18 protein-coding genes are annotated in these 18724 nt (G+C 66.5%); 12 read left to right on the top strand and 6 right to left on the bottom strand.

The window, feature by feature from the left end; translation table 11 throughout:
* The first annotated feature begins 38 nt into the window (after window positions 1–38).
* Complete coding sequence (locus AAHB16_RS22875) at window positions 39–548, top strand: MarR family winged helix-turn-helix transcriptional regulator (protein ID WP_150375717.1); 510 nt, start codon at window positions 39–41, stop codon at window positions 546–548.
* A gap of 15 nt (window positions 549–563) precedes the next feature.
* Here AAHB16_RS22875 and AAHB16_RS22870 read toward each other — a convergent pair whose 3' ends face one another.
* Entirely contained in the window at window positions 564–1676 is a 1113-nt protein-coding gene (locus AAHB16_RS22870; protein WP_342052063.1) for an FUSC family protein, read from the bottom strand.
* Window positions 1677–1825: 149 nt separating this feature from the next.
* Here AAHB16_RS22870 and pcaD point away from each other — a divergent pair, with 149 nt between their 5' ends.
* Window positions 1826–2602 (top strand): 3-oxoadipate enol-lactonase, encoded by a 777-nt coding sequence (gene pcaD, locus AAHB16_RS22865; protein WP_342052062.1) that lies wholly within the window; start codon window positions 1826–1828, stop codon window positions 2600–2602.
* On the opposite strand, the gene AAHB16_RS22860 is transcribed toward pcaD, so the two are convergent.
* The 3 genes from AAHB16_RS22860 to AAHB16_RS22850 are packed head-to-tail and all read right to left on the bottom strand — an operon-like array spanning window position 2571 to window position 6206.
* Complete coding sequence (locus tag AAHB16_RS22860) at window positions 2571–3500, bottom strand: LysR family transcriptional regulator (RefSeq protein WP_342052061.1); 930 nt, start codon at window positions 3498–3500, stop codon at window positions 2571–2573. The genes pcaD and AAHB16_RS22860 overlap by 32 nt on opposite strands.
* A 49-nt stretch (window positions 3501–3549) precedes the next feature.
* Complete coding sequence (locus tag AAHB16_RS22855) at window positions 3550–4878, bottom strand: MFS transporter (protein ID WP_342052060.1); 1329 nt, start codon at window positions 4876–4878, stop codon at window positions 3550–3552.
* A gap of 32 nt (window positions 4879–4910) precedes the next feature.
* On the bottom strand, window positions 4911–6206 hold the full coding sequence (locus AAHB16_RS22850; protein ID WP_342052059.1) for a M20/M25/M40 family metallo-hydrolase: 1296 nt from the start codon (window positions 6204–6206) through the stop codon (window positions 4911–4913).
* Between the two features lie 502 nt (window positions 6207–6708).
* On the opposite strand from AAHB16_RS22850, the gene urtA reads away from it, so the two are divergent.
* From urtA to AAHB16_RS22800, 10 genes are all read left to right on the top strand, one after another.
* Window positions 6709–7902: an urea ABC transporter substrate-binding protein gene (urtA, locus tag AAHB16_RS22845; RefSeq protein WP_342052058.1), complete on the top strand. Its 1194-nt coding sequence runs from the start codon at window positions 6709–6711 to the stop codon at window positions 7900–7902.
* A 12-nt stretch (window positions 7903–7914) separates the two neighbouring features.
* Complete coding sequence (gene urtB / locus AAHB16_RS22840) at window positions 7915–8817, top strand: urea ABC transporter permease subunit UrtB (protein ID WP_150375731.1); 903 nt, start codon at window positions 7915–7917, stop codon at window positions 8815–8817.
* 4 nt (window positions 8818–8821) lie between these two features.
* On the top strand, window positions 8822–9880 hold the full coding sequence (gene urtC, locus AAHB16_RS22835; protein ID WP_342052057.1) for an urea ABC transporter permease subunit UrtC: 1059 nt from the start codon (window positions 8822–8824) through the stop codon (window positions 9878–9880).
* Between the two features lie 41 nt (window positions 9881–9921).
* Window positions 9922–10689, top strand: a complete 768-nt coding sequence (gene urtD, locus AAHB16_RS22830; RefSeq protein ID WP_342052086.1) for an urea ABC transporter ATP-binding protein UrtD — start codon at window positions 9922–9924, stop codon at window positions 10687–10689.
* 10 nt (window positions 10690–10699) lie between these two features.
* Entirely contained in the window at window positions 10700–11389 is a 690-nt protein-coding gene (urtE, locus tag AAHB16_RS22825) for an urea ABC transporter ATP-binding subunit UrtE (protein WP_150375737.1), read from the top strand.
* Window positions 11390–11421: 32 nt separating this feature from the next.
* Complete coding sequence (locus AAHB16_RS22820) at window positions 11422–12459, top strand: aliphatic amidase (RefSeq protein ID WP_342052056.1); 1038 nt, start codon at window positions 11422–11424, stop codon at window positions 12457–12459.
* A gap of 87 nt (window positions 12460–12546) precedes the next feature.
* The gene (locus AAHB16_RS22815) at window positions 12547–13353 is read left to right on the top strand and encodes a CbbQ/NirQ/NorQ/GpvN family protein (RefSeq protein ID WP_342052055.1); all 807 of its coding nucleotides are present in this window, start codon (window positions 12547–12549) and stop codon (window positions 13351–13353) included.
* On the top strand, window positions 13350–15005 hold the full coding sequence (locus tag AAHB16_RS22810) for a nitric oxide reductase activation protein NorD (RefSeq protein ID WP_342052054.1): 1656 nt from the start codon (window positions 13350–13352) through the stop codon (window positions 15003–15005). The genes AAHB16_RS22815 and AAHB16_RS22810 overlap by 4 nt, the downstream gene beginning before the upstream one ends.
* 15 nt (window positions 15006–15020) lie before the next feature.
* Window positions 15021–16172 carry a transporter substrate-binding domain-containing protein gene (locus AAHB16_RS22805; RefSeq protein WP_342052053.1) on the top strand — a complete coding sequence of 384 codons (1152 nt, stop codon included), beginning with the start codon at window positions 15021–15023 and terminating at the stop codon, window positions 16170–16172.
* A gap of 1 nt (window position 16173) precedes the next feature.
* A complete protein-coding gene (locus AAHB16_RS22800) occupies window positions 16174–16803 on the top strand; it encodes an ANTAR domain-containing response regulator (protein WP_150375747.1) in 630 nt (209 codons plus the stop codon).
* 13 nt (window positions 16804–16816) lie between these two features.
* Here AAHB16_RS22800 and AAHB16_RS22795 read toward each other — a convergent pair whose 3' ends face one another.
* The gene (locus tag AAHB16_RS22795) at window positions 16817–18205 is read right to left on the bottom strand and encodes a tripartite tricarboxylate transporter permease (protein ID WP_446718125.1); all 1389 of its coding nucleotides are present in this window, start codon (window positions 18203–18205) and stop codon (window positions 16817–16819) included.
* A gap of 16 nt (window positions 18206–18221) precedes the next feature.
* Entirely contained in the window at window positions 18222–18716 is a 495-nt protein-coding gene (locus AAHB16_RS22790) for a hypothetical protein (RefSeq protein WP_150375749.1), read from the bottom strand.
* Between the last annotated feature and the right edge of the window lie 8 nt (window positions 18717–18724).

Here is an 18724-nt window from a genome sequence, read left to right as displayed (position 1 = left end):
CTTCCCAAATCGCCTGCGGGCTATCCAGTACCCCTTCCATGATTCGCGAAGACAGCCTTCCCCTGCTCGAGGCGGAGCTAGCGGCGGTCCAGCAGCGCTCGGTGCTTTATTCCCGCCCGGGCTTTCTGATTCGCCGGCTGCATCAGATCCATGGCGGTCTGTTTCTCGAAGAGACCAGCGAGTTCAACATCACGCCGGTCCAGTACAGCCTGATGTCGGCCCTGCTCGAGCAGGGCGAGCTCGATCAGAATTCACTGGCGATGGCGATCGGCCTCGAACGCACCACTGTGGCCGAGGTGTTGCCGCGCCTCGAGGCACGCGGATTGATCGAGCGCCGGCAGTCGCCCCTCGACGGCCGCGTCAAGCTCGTGCGTCTGGCGCGCAAGGGCCGCACGCTCGTGCAGCGCATGCAGGAGGCCGTGGAGCGCGCGCATGCGCGCACGATCGAGCATCTGACGCCAGCCGAGCGCGACCTCTTCATGCTGATGATGATCCGGATCGTCGAGGCGAGCGACGTGCCCGGCGTGGCACCCTTGAAGAGCAAATAAGCCTCACACGCGCTTTCATGTCTCCCTGGCTTCGCGCAGCGGAAACATCAGCATCGCTGCCGCAATGCCCAGCGCGCCACCGAGCAGCGTCTCCCAGGCGCGCGCGACCAGCACCGCCAGCGAATGCTCGCCGGAGACGGCCAGCGTGACCACGAGCGTGAATGCGAAGGCGCCGCAGGCCACGTCGTACCGCTCGGGAAGCGCCATCGCGTAGACGATCATCGCCAGCGACGCGGCACACCAGATCAGCAATGGCGCGTGCGCCGCGAGCGGCAGGCAGACGAGGCCCAGCGGTACGCCCACGAGCGTGCCGACGATGCGGCGCCGTCCGCGCTCCAGCGTCGCCGCGGCGGTGCCCGTCACCACATACACGCATGCGGTGACGCCCCAGGCGGATTCGATCAGACCGAAGGCGCTGTTCAACGCCACGACCACCAGCGAGGCGGTTGCCGCCTGCAGGCCCATGACCAACTCTGGCGAGCCGAACCGCGGCCGCACGATCGGCGCGAGCGGTGGCGCCGGCACCGGCTGCTCGGCGGGGCCGGTCAGCATGCGTGGCACCACGGTGGATACGATCGCAATCAATACGGCCGCGACAATGGCCATCAGGTCGCGCGGCCCGAGGTCCGTCGTATAGCCCAGCAGTTGCCCGATATAAAGCTGCGATCCCACGCCGGCGCCGAGCACGCCGTAACGGCGCAGAAACCCGACACCGAACGCGCCGCTGATCAACACCCACTCTCCGCCCGCGCGCAGATGGGCTGACAGCCAGGGCGACGCCACCGCATAGACGGCCGCGCCGAGCCCGGCCGCGATGCAGAGCGCGACGAGATCGCGGGCCGAGGCATACCGTGTCGTACGTGCCTCCGACACACTGGCCCACAACGCGAACCCGGCCGCCAGCGTCACGAGGGGCGCCGCGTCGGGCAATCCAACCGATACGTCCCGCAGCGCGCCGAGCGCCGCCGCGATGCCATAGGCCGTGACGAGGCGCAGTCCCTTGATACGGCGATGCGTACCCGGGTCGATGCGATCCAGCCACTGGGAAAGCTTTTGGGAGAGCCGCTGGGCGAGGGCGGCCGCGGCGGTAAGAGCGGCGGTAAGGGCGGCGGTAAGAGCGGCGGGCAATGGGTGCTCCGGCGAAGGAACGGCTGCCTGCTATTAAACGCCGCCTCTGGCCAGCACGCAACGGCACGCGGAGCGCAGGGACATCGCGGCAGGCTTGGCGCGGCGGCGCTATCATCGCGGCTTTGCTCGCTCGCTTTCAGGAGACTCGCGTGCCCTACCTCGATCACGCCGGCGCCCGGCTGTTCTACACCGTCGATGGCCCCGATGGCGCGCCCGCCATCGTCTTCTCCAATTCTCTCGGCGCCGATCACACGATGTGGCAGCCGCAGGCCGACGCGCTGGCGGGCGAGTACCGGGTAGTCCGGTATGACACGCGCGGTCATGGCCGCTCGACGTTCGACGGCAAGCCGTTCGACATCGACACGCTCGGCCGCGACGTCCTGGCTGTTCTCGATGCATTGGAGATCGATACGGCCGCGTTCTGCGGGCTATCGATGGGCGGATCGACGGGGCAGTGGCTCGGCATTCACGCGCCGGAGCGCTTCTCGCATATCGTGCTGGCCAACACGGCGGCGAAGATCGGGGGCACCGACGGCTGGAACACGCGTATCGCCACGGTGCTGAGGGATGGCATGGGCGTCATGGTGGAGCCTTCGGTCCAGCGCTGGTTCACGTCCGGCTTCGTCGCGCGCGAGAACGCGGCGATCGCGCCGCTGCGTGAGGTACTGGCGGCGCTCGACCCGCAAGGCTATGCAGCCAACTGCGCCGCCGTGCGCGACGCGGATTTCCGCACGACGGCGTCCTCGATCACGGTGCCCATGCTCGTCATCGCGGGCAGCGACGATCCTTCCACAACAGCCGCCGAAGGCCGCGCGCTGGCCGATGCGATCCCGAACGCTCGCTATCTCGAACTCCCTGCCGCCCATATCTCGAGCTTCGAACAGCCGGCGCGCTTCACGCAGGCGCTGCGGGAGTTCCTGCGCTGACGGCGGGCGCCGGCCCGAGCCGCGCGGCGAAGACACGCCGGCAGATGTCGAGGAAATCGCGGCTCAGAATATTGCCCTCGGCCTGCAACGCAGTCGCCGCAATGATCGGCAGCCGCACATCCGGCACCAACGGCACCGCGCGCAATCCCATGGCCTCCGCCCCCAGCGCGGTGGCCGCTTCGACGATACCCACCCGCCTGCAGCGCGCGGCCAGCGCCATCACCGAGTGATAGGACAACGCCTGCACGCTCGACTTCACGTCGATGCCGAGATCCCGGCAGGTCTGCGCAAGCAGCCGCCCGACGGGATCGTCCGGGTCCGGCCCGATCAGCGGATGCTCGCCCAGGAACGCCAGATCGATCGCATTGACCGGCGGCACCACGCTCGGCGGGCCAATGCACATGAGCCGGCTCATCGCGAGCAACTCCTCGCGCACCGCCGGATGCGGCAAGTTATGGAACAGAATGCCGATATCCGCATCCAGCAGCGCGAGATCCGCCGCCGCCTGATCGGAGTAGATCGCGCGCACCGTAATGCGCGCGTTCGGATAGCGCAGTGTCATCTCGGCCACGGCCTCCGCCACCAGCGTCTCGGCCAGCGCCGGTGCCGCAATGATCCGCAACGTATCCGACCGCTCGCCCCGCAGGTTCTCGGCAAGCTTGCGAATCGCGCCAAGCTGTGCATCCAGCTTCTCCATCTCCGGATACAGCTGCAGCGCCTCGCGCGTGGCGACCAGACGCCCGCGCACGCGCTGGAACAACACGTAGCCAAGCTGCCGCTCCGCACTATGCAGGATCTGCGTGACGGCCGGCTGGCTCAGGTTCAGCAGCTCGGCCGCCGCGCTGAGCGTGCCCGTGACGCGAATGGCATTGATGACCTCGATATGGCGCAGCCTCATCGGCACTTCCCCCTGTTGCGGCATCCGCGGCCATTATGCGCCGCCGCGCCTACGCCTTCTGCGGTAACGCCCCCTCGGCCCCCTCGGTCCCCACGTCCGGCGTGCCCACCCGCTGCCTGCGGAAGTACACGAGGCAAGCGAGCGCGAGCATGACCGTCGCCATCACGTAGTAGGCGGGAATCATCTTGCTGCCGGTAGCCTTCGACAGCCACGCGCACGCCAGCAGCGACAACCCGCCCACGACCGTGAAGTTCAGGTTATGGATCAGTGCCAGCCCTGTCGTACGCGTACCGTGAGGAAACAGCTCCGCGAGAAACGCCGGCATCGCGCCCTGGAACACCATCACGCACGCGGTAAGCCCGGTCACGCAGGTGACATACACCGGAACGGTCGGCACATTCACCATCCACAGGAACGCGGGCACGGTCAGTACCGCGGTCAGCAACGTCCCGAGCGTGATCATCGCCAGCCGGCCATGACGATCGGACAACGCGCCGAACACCGGCGGCAGGATGATCTGCGCCATGGCGTAGCCCATCGCGCCATACATCGAGTCCGCGACCGACAGGCCCAGCTCCTTCTGCGCATACAGCGGGATGTAGACACCAAGCAGATAGTTGGTCGAGGCCGCCAGCGAGTACACGCCGATTGCACAGGCGATGCGTGCCTTGGCGGTGGTCAGCGTGGTGCGCACCGGATTCGCCTCGTGCCGCCCCTGCGTGAACTCGGGTGTCTCGTCGACGCGGCGACGCAGCCAGTAGCCGAACGGCACGATGACTAGCCCAAGGATGAACGGCAACCGCCAAGCCCATGCAACAATCTGCTCGCTGGGCACGGCGGCCGTCAGCACGTACGTCACCACGCTGGCGAGTCCCGTCGCCAATCCGATACCGACCACCTGAAAGCTCGCGAAATAGCCGCGCCGATGCCTGGGCGCGTGCTCGGTGACGAACGACACCGACGTCCCGAACTCGCCGCCCGCCGAGAATCCCTGCAGGAACTTGCCGGCGACCAGCACGACGGTGCCCGCGATGCCCCATGCCGCGTAAGACGGCGCAAACGCGATCATCGCGGTGCCGACGCCCATCGCCCAGATGGTGAGCATCATGCCGGCCTTGCGGCCATGACGATCGGCGTAGCCACCGATGACGAGCGCGCCGAGCGGCCGCACGAAGTAACTCACGCCGAACGTGGCCAGCGTCACCAGCAGCGACGTGTAGGGATCGGCGGTGGGAAAGAAGACTCTGGCGATATAGACGGCGAGAAAGCCGTAGATGAACAGATCGTAGAACTCCAGCATATTGCCGACGAGCGCCGAGCCGATGACGCGGCGAAAGCGGGCGCGGGTGGCCTGATCGAGAGCATGAGATTGCGGCATGACGGACTCCGGTGTGGGTGGCGGGGCCGCCATCAAGCGTTCAGGAAATCGAAGCCCGCCAACGCAAAGGCTTCCGCCAGCGCGCGCAGCTCGGCAATCGACACGTGCTCGTCGGGTGCGCCCATGTTCCGCGGCGTCAGACCGCAGACGACGGTCGGGACGCCCGCGCGCCGGTACAGCCGCGCATCGGATGCGCCAACGCGCATGTTCACCACCGACGGCACGCCCGAGACCTCCTCGCAACAGCGCCGCAGCGTGGCGACCACCGCGTGGTCCGGCGACGTCCAGCTCGGTTCGTAGCGGCGGTCGATGATCGCTTCCACACCTGGGCACTGCTGCAGGATCTGCGCCAGCTCGTGCTCGACATCGGACACGCTCGTCCCCACGGGAAGACGGAGGTCAACCGTCGCTTCGGCCGTGTCGGCCACCAGGTTCGGCAGCCGGCCCCCGCGAATCGTGCCGATCGTCATCGTGATCCGGCGCAGCACGTCGCTCTCTCCCGCGCCGGACAGCGCTTCGGAAACATGGCTTGCCTCGCGGATCGCGGCCAGCACCGTCGGCGGCGCCGCCACCGGCATGTCGCGCAGCCCCGTCAACGCATCGAGCGCGCGCAGCAGCTTCTCAATCGCGCTATCGCCCTTATGCACATGGGCGGCATGCGCGGAGGTCCCCCGCGCACGCAGCGTCAGCCACACCATGCCCTTCTCGCCAAAGCGCAGCACGCGCATCGATCCGGTGTCGGCGCTGATCATCGCGTCACCGCGCGCATGCGGGACGTGGTCGAGCAGGTACTGCGTGCCTTCCACCCCCATGGTCTCCTCGTCGCCGACGAATGTCGCCACCACCTCGCCCGGCCAGGCATGCCGGCACGCTGCAAGCTGCCGCATCGCAACAAGAATGGCGGCGATGCCGCCTTTCATGTCCGACACCCCGAGACCGAATAGATCGGTGCCGCGCACTTCGCCGGCAGGGTCGGCGGTCCACGCGTCGGCATCGACGAGCGGAAACGTATCCATATGCCCATTGAATACCAGCGTGCGCCCGGGGCCATTGCCCTTCAGCCGCAGCACGAGATTCATCACGTGCGGCAAGGTGCGGTACCGCTCCACCTCCACGCCGGGAATGTCGCTCGCATAGGCGGCGATGGTCTCCGCCATCGCGTGCGTGTCGCCGGGCGGGCATGCGCTGGGCACCGCGACAAGGCGGCGCGCGACGTCGATGGTGTCGGCGGAAGCCGAGCGTGCGGCAGCCGCCAGCCATGCACGCGTGTCGTGCCGGCCCACTGGCGCGGCGGTGGCCGGATATGAGGAGTCGAGAGTGTCTTGCATGGCGAATGGACGATGTCGATGGGGGAGCCGATGTCGATCGGTGTGTGCCGCATGTCGTCGATGACGATTGCGTGAACCCATCTTCGGCGCCGCGATGGGCGCCGTCCAATTAGCAAGTGGTGCGCGCCTATAAGAGAAATCAAAGTCCGGCACCGTTCTCGCGCATGGCGCACCGCAATAAAGATTCCCGTGCGCCGCAACGGGGAACGCAAGACGTTCTTCGCAGGATTGGTAAAAATCCCTACACCTGCCGCAAATCCTTATGCTATAAATCCCTGCAAGACGAGATGTCGTCTCACAACATGTCGCGCTAGCTGCCAATATTGCCAGCGGAGCGCAAGGCAACAGAGCCCGAACCGGTGAAGACCGGTTCGGGCTTTTTCGTTTTCAGATTTCTGCGCCTTTCGTAGTGCCCCAGTCGAATGGATGCCACGGCAACCAGGGCGGAGCTTTGCCTTCGACTTCGAAAACAACACCGCATCACATGGCCTAGGAGAACACGATGAGCCAGTTCAATCGCCGCCGCTTCGTCAAGACCGCCGGATCCATGCTCGCGCTCGGCGCGACCTCGGGCACGCTGCTGCGCCCGCTTGCCGCGCATGCGCAGGAGAGCGTCAAGCTAGGGCTGCTGCATTCGCTGTCGGGCACCATCGCCATTGCCGAGGCATCGCTCGTGGATGCCGAGAAAATGGCCGTGGACGAGATCAACGCCTCGGGCGGCATCATGGGCCGCAAGATCGAGGTAGTGGTCGAGGATGGCGCGAGCGAGAACCCGATCTTCGCCGAGAAGGCGCGCAAGCTGCTGGAGCGCGACAAGTGCGCGGCGATCATCGGCTGCTACACGTCGGCCTCGCGCAAGGCCGTACTCCCCGCGCTTGCGCGCGCCAACGGCCTGCTGTTCTACCCGACGTACTACGAGGGACAGGAGCAGGACAAGCACGTCATCTACCCGTCGCAGGAAGCCACGCAGTCCGTTATCGCCGCCATCGACTGGATGGCGCGCGAGAAAGGCAAGACCATCTTCCTGGTCGGCTCCGACTACATCTATCCGCGCACCTGCAACAAGATCGCCAAGGCCACGATCACGAAGCTCGGCGGCAAGCTCGCGGGGGAGGAATACGCACCGCTCGGCCATACGGAGTTCTCGTCGATCATCAACAAGATCAAGGCTGCGAAGCCCGACTGCATCTACAGCACGGTGGTCGGCGGCTCCAACGTCGCGTTCTACAAGCAGCTGCGCGCCGCGGGACTCGACGGCAGCAAGATCACGCTGCTCTCCACCGTGGTGTCGGAGAACGAGATCGAGGGCATCGGCAAGGACAACGCGGTGGGTTACTACGCGTGCATGGGCTACTTCCAGAGCCTGAAGAATCCCGTCAACGAGCGTTTCGTCAAGGCCTTCAAGACGCGCTATGGACAGGAGCGGGTCATCGGCGATCCGATGGAAGTGGCCTACAACAGCGTCTACCTGTGGAAGCTCGCCGTGGAGAAGGCCAAGACCTTCGACCCCGAGAAGGTGGCGGCGGCGGCCGGCGGCGTCACGCTCGACGCGCCCGAAGGCACGGTCCGCGTGCATGCCACCAACCATCACGTATGGAAGAAGGTGCGCGTCGGGCGCGCGCGCCCCGACGGCCAGTTCGACATCGTGTGGGAGTCCGCGAACCTGATCGAGCCGAATCCGTTCCCGCAGCTGTAACGGAGACGACGCATGGATATCGATATCGTCGCGATGCAGGTGTTCAACGGCATCAGCCTGTTCACGATCCTGTTCCTGATGGCGATTGGCCTCGCCATCGTGTTCGGGCTGATGGGCGTCATCAACATGGCGCACGGCGAGCTCATGGCGCTCGGCGCGTACATGACGTACCTGACGTCGCGCGCGTTCGAGCATTGGGCGCCGCAGTGGATGGACGGCTACCTGTTTGCCGCCATCCCCGTGGCGTTCGCCACCACGTTCGCCGCGGGCTATGTGCTCGAGCGGGGCTTTATCCGCTTCTTCTACGACCGCCCGCTCGATACGCTGCTGGCCACGTGGGGCCTGAGCCTGATCCTGCAGCAGACCTACCGCTCGGTGTTCGGCCCGCAGGAAGTCAGCGTACCGCTCGCGTCGTGGCTGTCCGGCGCATGGGAGCCCGTGAGCGGCATCCAGCTGCCGCTCACGCGCATCTTCGTGATCGGGCTGACCGCAGTGGTCGCGCTCGCGGTGTATCTGCTGCTCTATCGCACGCGATGGGGACTGCGCGTGCGCGCCGTGACGCAGAACCGCGCGATGAGCGATGCCGTCGGCATCAACACGGACCGCGTGGATGCCGCCACGTTCGCGCTCGGCTCCGGCCTGGCGGGCATTGCCGGCTGCGTGTTCACGATGATCGGCTCGACCAACCCCGGTACCGGGCAGCTGTATATCGTCGATTCGTTCATCGTGGTCGTGTTCGGCGGCGTCCAGAGCCTGATCGGCACGGCGCTATCGGGCTTCACCATCGCGCAGTCGCAGACGACGCTCGAGTACCTGATGAGCGGCTCCATGGCAAAGGTCGCGATCCTGCTGCTGGTGATCACCGCGCTGTACTTCCGGCCCAACGGCCTGTTCGCCCGCAAGGCACGGAGGTAATGCCATGAAGCGCTCCACGAAGCTTGTCTACCGCAAGACCGACATCGCCGCGCTCGCCGCCGTCGCCGTGCTGCTGCTTGCGGTGCTGCCGCTCGCGCTCGATGCGTTCCGGCTCAACCTCGTCGGCAAATACCTCGCCTTCTCGTTCGTCGCCATCGGCATCGTCATCACATGGGGGTATGGCGGCATCCTGAGCCTGGGCCAGGGCATCTTCTTCGGCCTCGGCGGCTACATGATGGCGATGTTCCTGAAGCTGGAGGCTTCCGCGCCCGAACTGCCCGACTTCATGGTCTGGAGCAGCGTGGAGAAGCTGCCGCTATGGTGGGAGCCGTTCCACAGTTTCGCCGCCACCGTCGTGCTGATCCTCGTGCTGCCGGCACTGCTCGCCTACGGCCTGTCCTACGCCGTGTTCAAGCGCCGTCTCAGCGGCGTGTACTTCGCGATCGTCACGCTGTGCCTTGCCACCACGCTTACCGTGCTGATCATCGGCCAGCAGGGCGACACCGGCGGCGCCAACGGCATCACCGACTTCCGCACGCTGCTGGGCATGGACGTGGTCGGCGACGCCGCGCGGCAGGTCATCTACTTCGTGCAGGCCGGCACGATCCTCGTACTGATGGCCCTCGCCGTCGCCCTCCTGCGCAGCCGCTTCGGCAAGGTGCTCATCGCCATCCGCGACAGCGAGGACCGTGTGCGCTTCAGCGGCTACAACACCGCGCACTTCAAGGCGTTCGTGTTCATGCTCGCGGCCATCCTGAGCGCGATTGGCGGCGCGTTCTACACGCTGCAGGTCGGCCTGGTCTCGCCGGGTGTGGTCGGCGTGGTCACCTCCGTGGAGATGGTCATCTTCGCGGCCGTCGGCGGGCGGCTATCGGTGCCGGGCGCCGTGGTCGGCGCGCTGCTCGTCGGTTTCCTCAAGTCGTGGCTGTCGGAGACCTTCCCGCAAATCTGGCTCTACTTCCTCGGTGCGATCTTTATCGTCGTGGTCGTGGCCATGCCCAATGGACTCGCCGGGCTATTCAGCAACGTCGGTGACGCTCGCCGCGCGAAGGAGAGCCCATGAACGCGGAACTCGATATGGACAACATGATGCCCGCCCCGGCGATGGCCGCCACGCAGGCCGAACCTGCCGCACCCGTGGCCGGCTGCCTCGAGATCGAAGCACTGACGGTGTCGTTCGACGGCTTTCGCGCGGTGGACGGACTGAGCCTGCGCGTCGATCCGTGCGAGTTGCGCGTGATCATCGGCCCGAACGGCGCCGGCAAGACCACGCTACTCGACATGATCTGCGGCAAGACGCGCCCCTCCTCCGGGCGTGTGCTGTTCGAGGGAAAAGACCTCGCCCAGATGCCCGAGCACGAAATCGTGCGCGCGGGTGTCGGCCGCAAGTTCCAGACGCCGTCGGTCTATGAAGACCTGACCGTGTTCGAGAACTTCGAGATCTCGCTGCCCAATGCGCACGGCGTGCTGCGCTCGGTGTTCTTCCATCGCCGCAGCGACGTCATTGCGCGCATCGAAGCGGTCGCGGACATGGTGTTCCTGCGCGACCGCCTGGACGGCAAGGCCGGCCGGCTGAGCCACGGGCAGAAGCAATGGCTCGAGATCGGCATGCTGTTGCTCCAGGAGCCGCGCCTGCTGCTGCTCGACGAACCCGTGGCCGGCATGAGCCCGCGCGAACGCGAACTCACGGCTGCGCTACTCGCCCGCATCGCGCAGGGCAAGTCGGTCATCGTGATCGAGCATGACATGGACTTCGTGCGCCAGATCGCGAGCAAGGTGACCGTCCTGCATCAGGGCCGCGTGCTCAGCGAGGGCACCGTCGCGGAGGTACAGGCGGACCCCCGTGTCATCGACGTCTACCTCGGCCACTAGGAGCCCAGCCATGCTCGACGTGCAACGACTCAATGTGGCCTACCGCGAATCGCATGTAATCAAGGATGTCTCGTTCTCGGTCGCCGAGCGCGAGTCGGTCGCGATCATGGGCCGCAACGGTATGGGCAAGACCACGCTGCTCAAATCGCTTATCGGCATGCTGCCCGCGCGCAGCGGCAGCATCCGCCTGCGCGGCACGGAGCTCAATGGCCTGCGCGGCCACGCGCGCGTGCGGCAGGGGCTCGCGTTCGTGCCGCAGGGACGCATGATCTTTCCGGCGCTGACCGTGGAACAGAACATCCTGACCGGCACCGAGTATTCGCGCTATCGCGCGGTGCCCGACTACATCTACCAGTGCTTTCCTGTGTTGAAGGAGATGCGCAACCGGCGCGGCGGCAATCTCAGCGGCGGTCAGCAGCAGATGCTCGCCATCGCGCGCGCGCTCGTTTCCGACCCGCAGGTACTGATTCTCGACGAGCCGACCGAAGGCATCCAGCCCTCGATCATCAAGGACATCGCGCGCACCCTCAACACGCTGCGCAAGGAGCGTGGGTTCGCGATCGTGGTGTCCGAGCAGATGCTGAGCTTCGCGCTCGACCTCGCTGACCGTTTTCTGGTCATCGACGGCGGGCGCATCGTGCACGAGGAAGCGCGCGAGACGCTCGACCAGGAGAAAGTGCGGTCATTCCTGACCGTCTGAGGTGTTACCCGTTTTTTCCAAGGAGAAATAACATGCGACATGGCGATATCGGCAGCTCGAAGGACACGGTTGGCGTGGCGGTGGTGAACTACAAGATGCCGCGGCTGCATACGAAGGCGGAGGTACTCGACAACGCGCGCAAGATCGCCGAGATGCTCGTGGGCATGAAGCAGGGCCTGCCCGGCATGGATCTCGTGGTGTTTCCCGAGTACTCGACGCATGGCATCATGTACGACGCGAAGGAGATGTACGAAACCGCATCGCAGATTCCCGGGGAAGAGACCGAGATCTTCGCGGCCGCCTGCCGCAAGGCCAATGTGTGGGGCGTGTTCTCGCTGACCGGGGAACGGCACGAGGAGCACCCGAACAAGGCGCCGTACAACACGCTCATCCTGATGAACAACCAGGGCGAGATCGTGCAGAAGTATCGCAAGATCATGCCGTGGGCGCCGATCGAAGGCTGGTATCCGGGCGACTGCACGTACGTGTCCGAAGGGCCGAAAGGGCTCAAGGTCAGCCTGATCATCTGCGACGACGGCAACTATCCCGAGATCTGGCGCGACTGCGCGATGCGCGGCGCCGAGCTGATCGTGCGCTGCCAGGGCTATATGTACCCCGCGCGCGACCAGCAGATGATGGTCGCCAAGACCATGGCATGGATGAACAACAGCTACGTGGCGGTGGCCAATGCCACGGGCTTCGACGGCGTGTACTCGTACTTCGGCGGGTCGTCGCTGATCGGCTTCGACGGCCGCACGCTCGGCGAGTGCGGCACCGAGGAGATGGGCATCCAGTACGGCGAGTTCTCGCTGAGCCTGATCCGCGACGCGCGCAAGAACCAGCAGTCGAACAACCACCTGTTCAAGCTGCTGCACCGCGGCTATACGGGCAAGATCAACTCTGGCGAGGGAGCGCAGGGCGTGGCCGCCTGTCCGTTCGAGTTCTACGGCAAGTGGGTGAACGATCCGGATGGCACGCGAAAGATGGTCGAGTCCATCACGCGCACGACCGTCGGCACGCCCGAGTGTCCGATCGAAGGGATTCCGCACGAGCAGGCCGAGCACCGCTGACGCGATTGCGGTGACCGCACCCACCGCGGATGACGCACGCCGCGGTGGGCCACCTTTCCACGACGATCCCTCTCACCAGACCGCGCAATGTCCAGTGCCATCGCCGCCTATCGCATCGAGACCGAACCGTTCTATCAACCCGTCGGACAGGAAGTCGCATGGTTCGAGCACGCCTACGCGCACCGGCTGCCGACCGTACTCAAGGGCCCGACGGGCTGTGGCAAGACGCGGTTCATCGAGTACATGGCGTGGAAACTGCGCAAGCCACTCATCACGGTGGCATGCAACGAGGATATGACCGCGTCCGACCTCGTCGGCCGCTACCTGCTCGACGCGCAGGGCACCGCCTGGCATGATGGCCCGCTCACCACGGCCGTGCGCGAGGGCGCGATCTGCTACCTCGACGAGATCGTCGAGGCGCGGCAGGACACGACCGTGATCATTCACCCGCTCACGGACGCGCGGCGCATCCTGCCGCTCGACAAGAAGGGCGAACTGATCCACGCGCATCGGGACTTCCAGCTCGTCGTGTCGTACAACCCTGGCTACCAGAGCCGCGCGAAGGACATGAAGCCGTCCACGCGGCAGCGCTTCGTCGCGATGCAGTTCGACTACCCCGATGCCGCCGCGGAGGCGCGCATCGTCGCGGCGGAAGCCGATATCGCCCCGCAACTCGCCACGCAGCTCGTCGATATCGCCGCGCGCACGCGCGCGCTGCGCCATCGCGGCCTCGACGAAGGCGCCTCCACCCGCATGCTGATCCACGCGGGCACGCTCATGCGCTCGGGCGTCTCCCCGCGCGACAGCTGCGACATGACGATGACCCATGCGCTGACCGACGATCCCGATATGGCGCTCGCGCTGCGCGGGCTCATCGAGGCAACGTTCGCATGACGGCTTCGGACGTCTCCGCATCGCTCGATCCACTGCTGACGGGATTGTCCGGGCCAGCCGGATGCGGTCTCACCGTGGCGACCGCCGCACGCCTGCGCCGCCCGGTGCTGACGCCCACGCATCTGCTGATTCCGGCCGCCGAGGCCTACACGGCGTCCTACGCCATGCAACGCGCGGCGGCCGCGCATGCCGCCGCGCATCTGCGCTTCTCGCCCCGCGCGCAGTCCTCTCGCGGTCTCAAGCCCCTGAGCATTGCCGTGATCTCGGCCATCGAGGATGCGCGGGTCGATAGCCTGATGATGCAGGATTGCCCCGGCTTGCGCGCGTGGTGGCTACCCCCGCTGCGCGATGCCGTCGATCCGCATGGTCTGAGCTTCCGCGCGATGATGAGCCGCCTGGGCGCGGCGCTGCTCGACGACGACTGGCCGGACGACAACTACTGGATCGACAAGGCGCGTCGGGGCTTCGCGGCACTGCGCGCGCGCCTGCACGACCATGCGGCGTTCCGCGAGATGGCGTCGATCCTCGCCAACGATCTCGGGCAGATGCGCGTCCGCTTCGATGCGAACGACTACGCGGTGCCAGCCCCTTATCGCGACGACAACAGCTTCCTGTGGGACCATGGCGATGCCGCGCCGCCGCCCGATGCGGAATCGCTCGCGCTCGCGGGTACATCGACTTATCAACGCGACGAACGCGATGAAGCGAGCGGCGAGGTTGCCCGCGCGGAGATGGCCGACGAACTGTCGCGCACGGTGTACCCCGAATGGGACTATCGGCTCGACCTCGCTCGCCAGGACTGGTGCACGGTCATCGAGCGCTCGCCGATGGCGCAGTCGTTGCCGCATGGCGACGTGGCGCCACCGGATCCGTCACGGATCGGCGCGCGTCTCTCGCTGCCCCATCGCCAGCGCCTGAGCCGCGAACGGCGCCTCCGGCGCCAGCTCGAAGGCGAGTCGCTCGATCTCGACGCGGCCGTCACGGTCATGGTCGATCGCCGGCTCGGCCTGGCGCCGGAGCCGCGGCTGTTCCTGCGTCCCGCGCGCGGTACACCACACTTCAGCATCCTGCTGCTCGTCGATGCCTCGGCGTCCACCAACGACGTGGCGACCGGCGTTGGTACCGGCAGCGGCGCCACGGTGCTCGACGTGGAACGCACCGCCACCGCGATGCTCGCCCATGCGGCCGCGGAGTGCGGCCATCGCGTCGCCATCCACGCGTTTTCGTCGGACACGCGCGAGGCGGTCAACTACTTCCGGCTGCTCGACTTCGGCAAGCCGCTAGACCTCGACGCGCGCGCGAGACTGGGCGGACTCGCGGGCCGCTTCTCCACGCGTCTCGGTACCGCGCTTCGCCACGCCACCACGTGCGTGATGGACGAACCCAACCCCCATCGCGCCATCGTCGTCATCACGGATGGCGAACCGTCCGATGTCGATGTATTCGACCGCCGCTATCTCGTCGAGGACGCGCGCGCGGCCGTGCAGGCGGCACGCCGCGCGGGCGTGGCGGTCTGCGGTGTCACGATCGACTCGGGTGCGGCACCGTACATCCGCACCATCCTCGGGCATGGCAACTTCTGCATTGCCGATACGGCGCGGGCCTTGCCTGCGCAACTGTCGGCAATATATGCTCGACTCGTGTCCAACTAGCGAGACCGCGGAACCATGGCCAACAAGGACCCCGTGCGCGTCGGCGTACTGTTCTCCGAGACGGGCGCCACTTCGACGATCGGTCACTCGCAGCTTCAGGGATCGCTGCTGGCGATCGAGGAAATCAACGCGGCAGGCGGCCTCGACGGGCGCGAACTCGTGCCCGTGGTCTACGACGCGCAATCGTCGCCCGCCGTCTATGCGCGCCTGGCCGAGCGCCTGATCGTGCAGGACCGCGTCAACACGATCTTCGGCTGCTACATGTCGAGCAGCCGCAAGGCCGTGCTGCCTGTGGTCGAGCGCTGGAACAAGCTGCTGTTCTACCCGACGCTCTATGAAGGCTTCGAATTCTCGAACAACATCATCTACACAGGTGCCGCCCCGAACCAGAACAGCGTGCAGCTGGCCGAGTTCATGACGGCGAACTTTGGCGCGCGCGTGTATCTGATCGGCTCGGACTATATCTATCCGTACGAATCCAACCGCATCATGGGCGAACTCGTGCTGCAGCGGCAGGACAGCCAGAAGGTCGGCGAGCGCTATGTGCCGCTCGATGCCGGCGAACGCGACTTCGCACCGATCATCGCGGAGATCCGCGAGCGGCGGCCGGACTTCATCTTCTCGACCGTGGTGGGCAATTCGACGGCCGCGTTCTACCGCGCCTATGCGGAGGCGGGCCTCGATCCGCGCACGATGCCCATCGCGAGCCTCACGACCTCGGAGGCGGAGATCAGCCAGATGGGCGCCGACGTGGCTACGGGCCATGTCACGGCGGCCCCATACTTCCAGTCGATCCAGCGCGACGACAACCTCAAGTGCCTCGAACGTCTGCGCCGCCGCTTCGGCGACTCGGTGCCGAACCTGTGCTGGGAGGCCGCCTACTTCCAGATGCACGTCTACGCGAATGCGTTCCGCCGATGCGGCGAGGACGAGATCCTGCATATCATGCCCCATATCCTCGGCAGCGAGTTCGATGCGCCGCAGGGACGGATCCGCATCGATCCGTCGAATCATCACACCTGCCTGTATCCGCGCATCGGTATCGCCAATTCCCGCGGCCAGTTCACCATCGTGCGGGAGGCCACGCGTCCGGTCCATCCCGACCCCTACCTCGTCACGCATTCGCTCGGGGACTGGACCACGACGCTCACGACGCTGGAGCTCTGACGTGGGTGCGGAAGGCCAGCGTCGCACGATCCGGGCGACTCCCCAGATTCTCAAGGACCTGCGCTCGCTGCGCGTGCTCGTCTTTCATCCCGACGATGCCGACGGCAAGCAACTGACCGACCAGCTGCAGCGCATCGGCTGCCAGGTGCAGGCATTCTGGCCCCCGCTGCCGACGCTGCCCGAAGGCATCGACGCAGTGTTTCTCGCCGTGCGGCCCGATTGCATCGAGCTCGGCTTCGACTGGTTCAAGGCCGAGAACGCGCCGACGCTGATCGCGGTGGTGACCTACGAGAATCCGACCATCGTCGAGGCCGTGCTGCATATCGGCGCGCAGGCGGTACTGGGTTCGCCCGTGCGCTCGTTCGGCCTGCTGTCGTCGCTCGTAGTCGCGCGGCAGGTGCATGGGCAAGCCGGCGCATCCGGCCGCAAGATCCGCAAGCTCGAGGCCAAGCTCGTCGGCGTGCGACAGATCGAGGAAGCGAAGAACATCCTCATGCGCACGCGTCAGATCAGCGACGGTGCCGCCTACGACCTGATCCGCGACCAGGCCATGAGCAAGCGCGTGACCACCGAGGTCATCGCCGCCGCCATCATCAACGCCAACGAGATCCTGTCGATCGGCAAGACCTGATCGGCTGGCGCGGTCAGCCGATCAGCTTGAGCAGCGCGGGCACCGTGAGCACCGCCGTGTAGTAGCCCATGAACTGCACGCCGGTGTTGAAGCCGATCGTGCGCGCCAGCAGGCCCCCCATCAAACCCATCGTCAGGATCACCAGCAGCCCGACGAGTCCGCCTTCCCACACGCTGATCACGAGAATCAGTCCGACGAACGTCGCGATGATCGCCTCGTGCGAGACGCGGCGCGAGACGAACAGCGCCGCGCGGCGCGCGTAGTTCATCGCGAACGGATACGACACCAGTGCGGCCAGGCAGACGGCGAGCAGCCCGTAGCCGAGGAACTCCCAGTGATTGAGGAGGTTGTGCAGATTGTGCGTCTGCCCGCCGCCAGCGTCCACGGTGAAGACCGGCGGCGCATTGAACAGCGGCGCGGCGGGACCTGCCGCGACCGGGCTCAGGGGCAGCCCGAACGCGATAAGCGGAATCAGGGCCTCGGCGATATAGGTGGCTTCGGTCACGCCATTGCGCGCGCTCAGGACCGTGGTCAGGCGATGGTAGGCATGCCGGATGCGCGAACCGACCAGTTCGCCGAGCACGACCGTCATCGCCACGGGGCTGAACACGAACGTCGCGCTCGAGATGGCTGCCGTGGCCACCGTCCATCGCGTCTGCTCGCGATCGAGCACGCGGAACGGGTTAGGGAAGTAGCCGGCCCAGCCCTTGACGTCGGGCGCGATGGCAAAGGTACGCACCTTGTCGCGCCGCATGCGCTGGCGATCGGTGGGCGAGATCACCGAGTACAGGTCGGCGATCAGGGGGCCGATCGCAATCCCGAGGAAATAGCTGATGCTGAGCTTGACGCCGAACTTCGCCGTCAGCGTCTGCAGCGCCACCACCACGAAGACGAACGGCACCAGCGCGGCAACCGAGGCCCAGCGTCCGGCCGAGCTGTACGCGATGATCACCGCGGCGATCACGAAGATCCATGGCGCCGCCTTGGTGATCGTCGCGCCGAACGGTGCAAGCAGCACCGCGAACAGGACCGCGAGCGGCACCGCGACGAATGCCGCGATGATGGCGCCCGAGATCATCTTGCGTAGCGCGATATGCGGCACGCCGAGATTGCGCAGGTGGTTGGCATCCTGCAGCAGCGGGGTGGCCAGCGTGTCGCCCGGGATGCCGAGCAGCGCGGTGGGAATCGCGTGGGTCATATGCTTGGCCACGGCGCCCGCGAGGAAGAACGTGAATACGCCTTCGGGGGGCACGCCCAGCAGCACGACGAGCAGCGTCAGCGGGGCCAGCGTGGTGGTCTCGTCGGTGCCGGAGACCAGGCCGATGGCCGCGAACACGACCGCGCCGATCAGGCCCATGCCGGCGGCCACGAGGATATGGGACAGCAGTGTGGATTCCATCATCGTTCGTCTCCGTGTCTTACGACGATGCGGATACCGGCGACGCCGGCGCCGGCACGTGCCGCGCCGCGGCGGCCACCGCCTCCGGACGCGCCGCGCGTTCGCGTGCGGCGAAGAGTTCGAGCAGTTGCAGGGCCTCGAGCTCGCGCACCGCGGCGGCGGGCAGGTCGGCGATCGAACCGAGGCCGCCGTTCTCCGCCGCGAGCTTGTCGAGCACTTCCTCGCGCCATGCGGGATCCGCGGCCGCATCCTCCGTGACCTCGCGCTTGGGCGCGAACAGCAGTGCGCACAGCACGCCCGAGAGCAGGCAGCCGCCCAGCCCCGCGAGCATGGCGTAAGCCCGTGCAAGATCGGCATTGGCGACGAGGGTCGCGAGCAGGCGGCTCGCGGCAAGGTAAGCGGCAATGCTGACAACGGCCCCGATCGCGATGGCCCAGGCGAGATGGCGCGTATCCGCGGTATCTCCCCAGACCTCGACCAGGTCCCATGCCGATGCGTCGGCTTGAGGTTTCATCGACTTGT

The sequence above is a fragment of the Cupriavidus sp. OTU4054 genome (assembly GCF_038440175.1).
In the GTDB taxonomy this organism is placed as follows: Bacteria; Pseudomonadota; Gammaproteobacteria; order Burkholderiales; family Burkholderiaceae; genus Cupriavidus; species Cupriavidus pauculus_D.
This window is presented reverse-complemented; position numbering and strand designations above follow the sequence as displayed.

What these genes read in the sequence shown, in the direction of transcription:
- AAHB16_RS22875 (WP_150375717.1), top strand. Translation starts at nt 39, where the DNA reads ATGATTCGCGAAGACAGCCTTCCCCTGCTCGAGGCGGAGCTAGCGGCG.
- AAHB16_RS22860 (WP_342052061.1), bottom strand. Translation starts at nt 3,500, where the DNA reads ATGAGGCTGCGCCATATCGAGGTCATCAATGCCATTCGCGTCACGGGC.
- AAHB16_RS22855 (WP_342052060.1), bottom strand. Translation starts at nt 4,878, where the DNA reads ATGCCGCAATCTCATGCTCTCGATCAGGCCACCCGCGCCCGCTTTCGC.
- AAHB16_RS22850 (WP_342052059.1), bottom strand. Translation starts at nt 6,206, where the DNA reads ATGCAAGACACTCTCGACTCCTCATATCCGGCCACCGCCGCGCCAGTG.
- urtA (WP_342052058.1), top strand. Translation starts at nt 6,709, where the DNA reads ATGAGCCAGTTCAATCGCCGCCGCTTCGTCAAGACCGCCGGATCCATG.
- urtB (WP_150375731.1), top strand. Translation starts at nt 7,915, where the DNA reads ATGGATATCGATATCGTCGCGATGCAGGTGTTCAACGGCATCAGCCTG.
- urtC (WP_342052057.1), top strand. Translation starts at nt 8,822, where the DNA reads ATGAAGCGCTCCACGAAGCTTGTCTACCGCAAGACCGACATCGCCGCG.
- urtD (WP_342052086.1), top strand. Translation starts at nt 9,922, where the DNA reads ATGGCCGCCACGCAGGCCGAACCTGCCGCACCCGTGGCCGGCTGCCTC.
- urtE (WP_150375737.1), top strand. Translation starts at nt 10,700, where the DNA reads ATGCTCGACGTGCAACGACTCAATGTGGCCTACCGCGAATCGCATGTA.
- AAHB16_RS22820 (WP_342052056.1), top strand. Translation starts at nt 11,422, where the DNA reads ATGCGACATGGCGATATCGGCAGCTCGAAGGACACGGTTGGCGTGGCG.
- AAHB16_RS22815 (WP_342052055.1), top strand. Translation starts at nt 12,547, where the DNA reads ATGTCCAGTGCCATCGCCGCCTATCGCATCGAGACCGAACCGTTCTAT.
- AAHB16_RS22810 (WP_342052054.1), top strand. Translation starts at nt 13,350, where the DNA reads ATGACGGCTTCGGACGTCTCCGCATCGCTCGATCCACTGCTGACGGGA.
- AAHB16_RS22805 (WP_342052053.1), top strand. Translation starts at nt 15,021, where the DNA reads ATGGCCAACAAGGACCCCGTGCGCGTCGGCGTACTGTTCTCCGAGACG.
- AAHB16_RS22795 (WP_446718125.1), bottom strand. Translation starts at nt 18,205, where the DNA reads ATGATGGAATCCACACTGCTGTCCCATATCCTCGTGGCCGCCGGCATG.
- AAHB16_RS22790 (WP_150375749.1), bottom strand. Translation starts at nt 18,716, where the DNA reads ATGAAACCTCAAGCCGACGCATCGGCATGGGACCTGGTCGAGGTCTGG.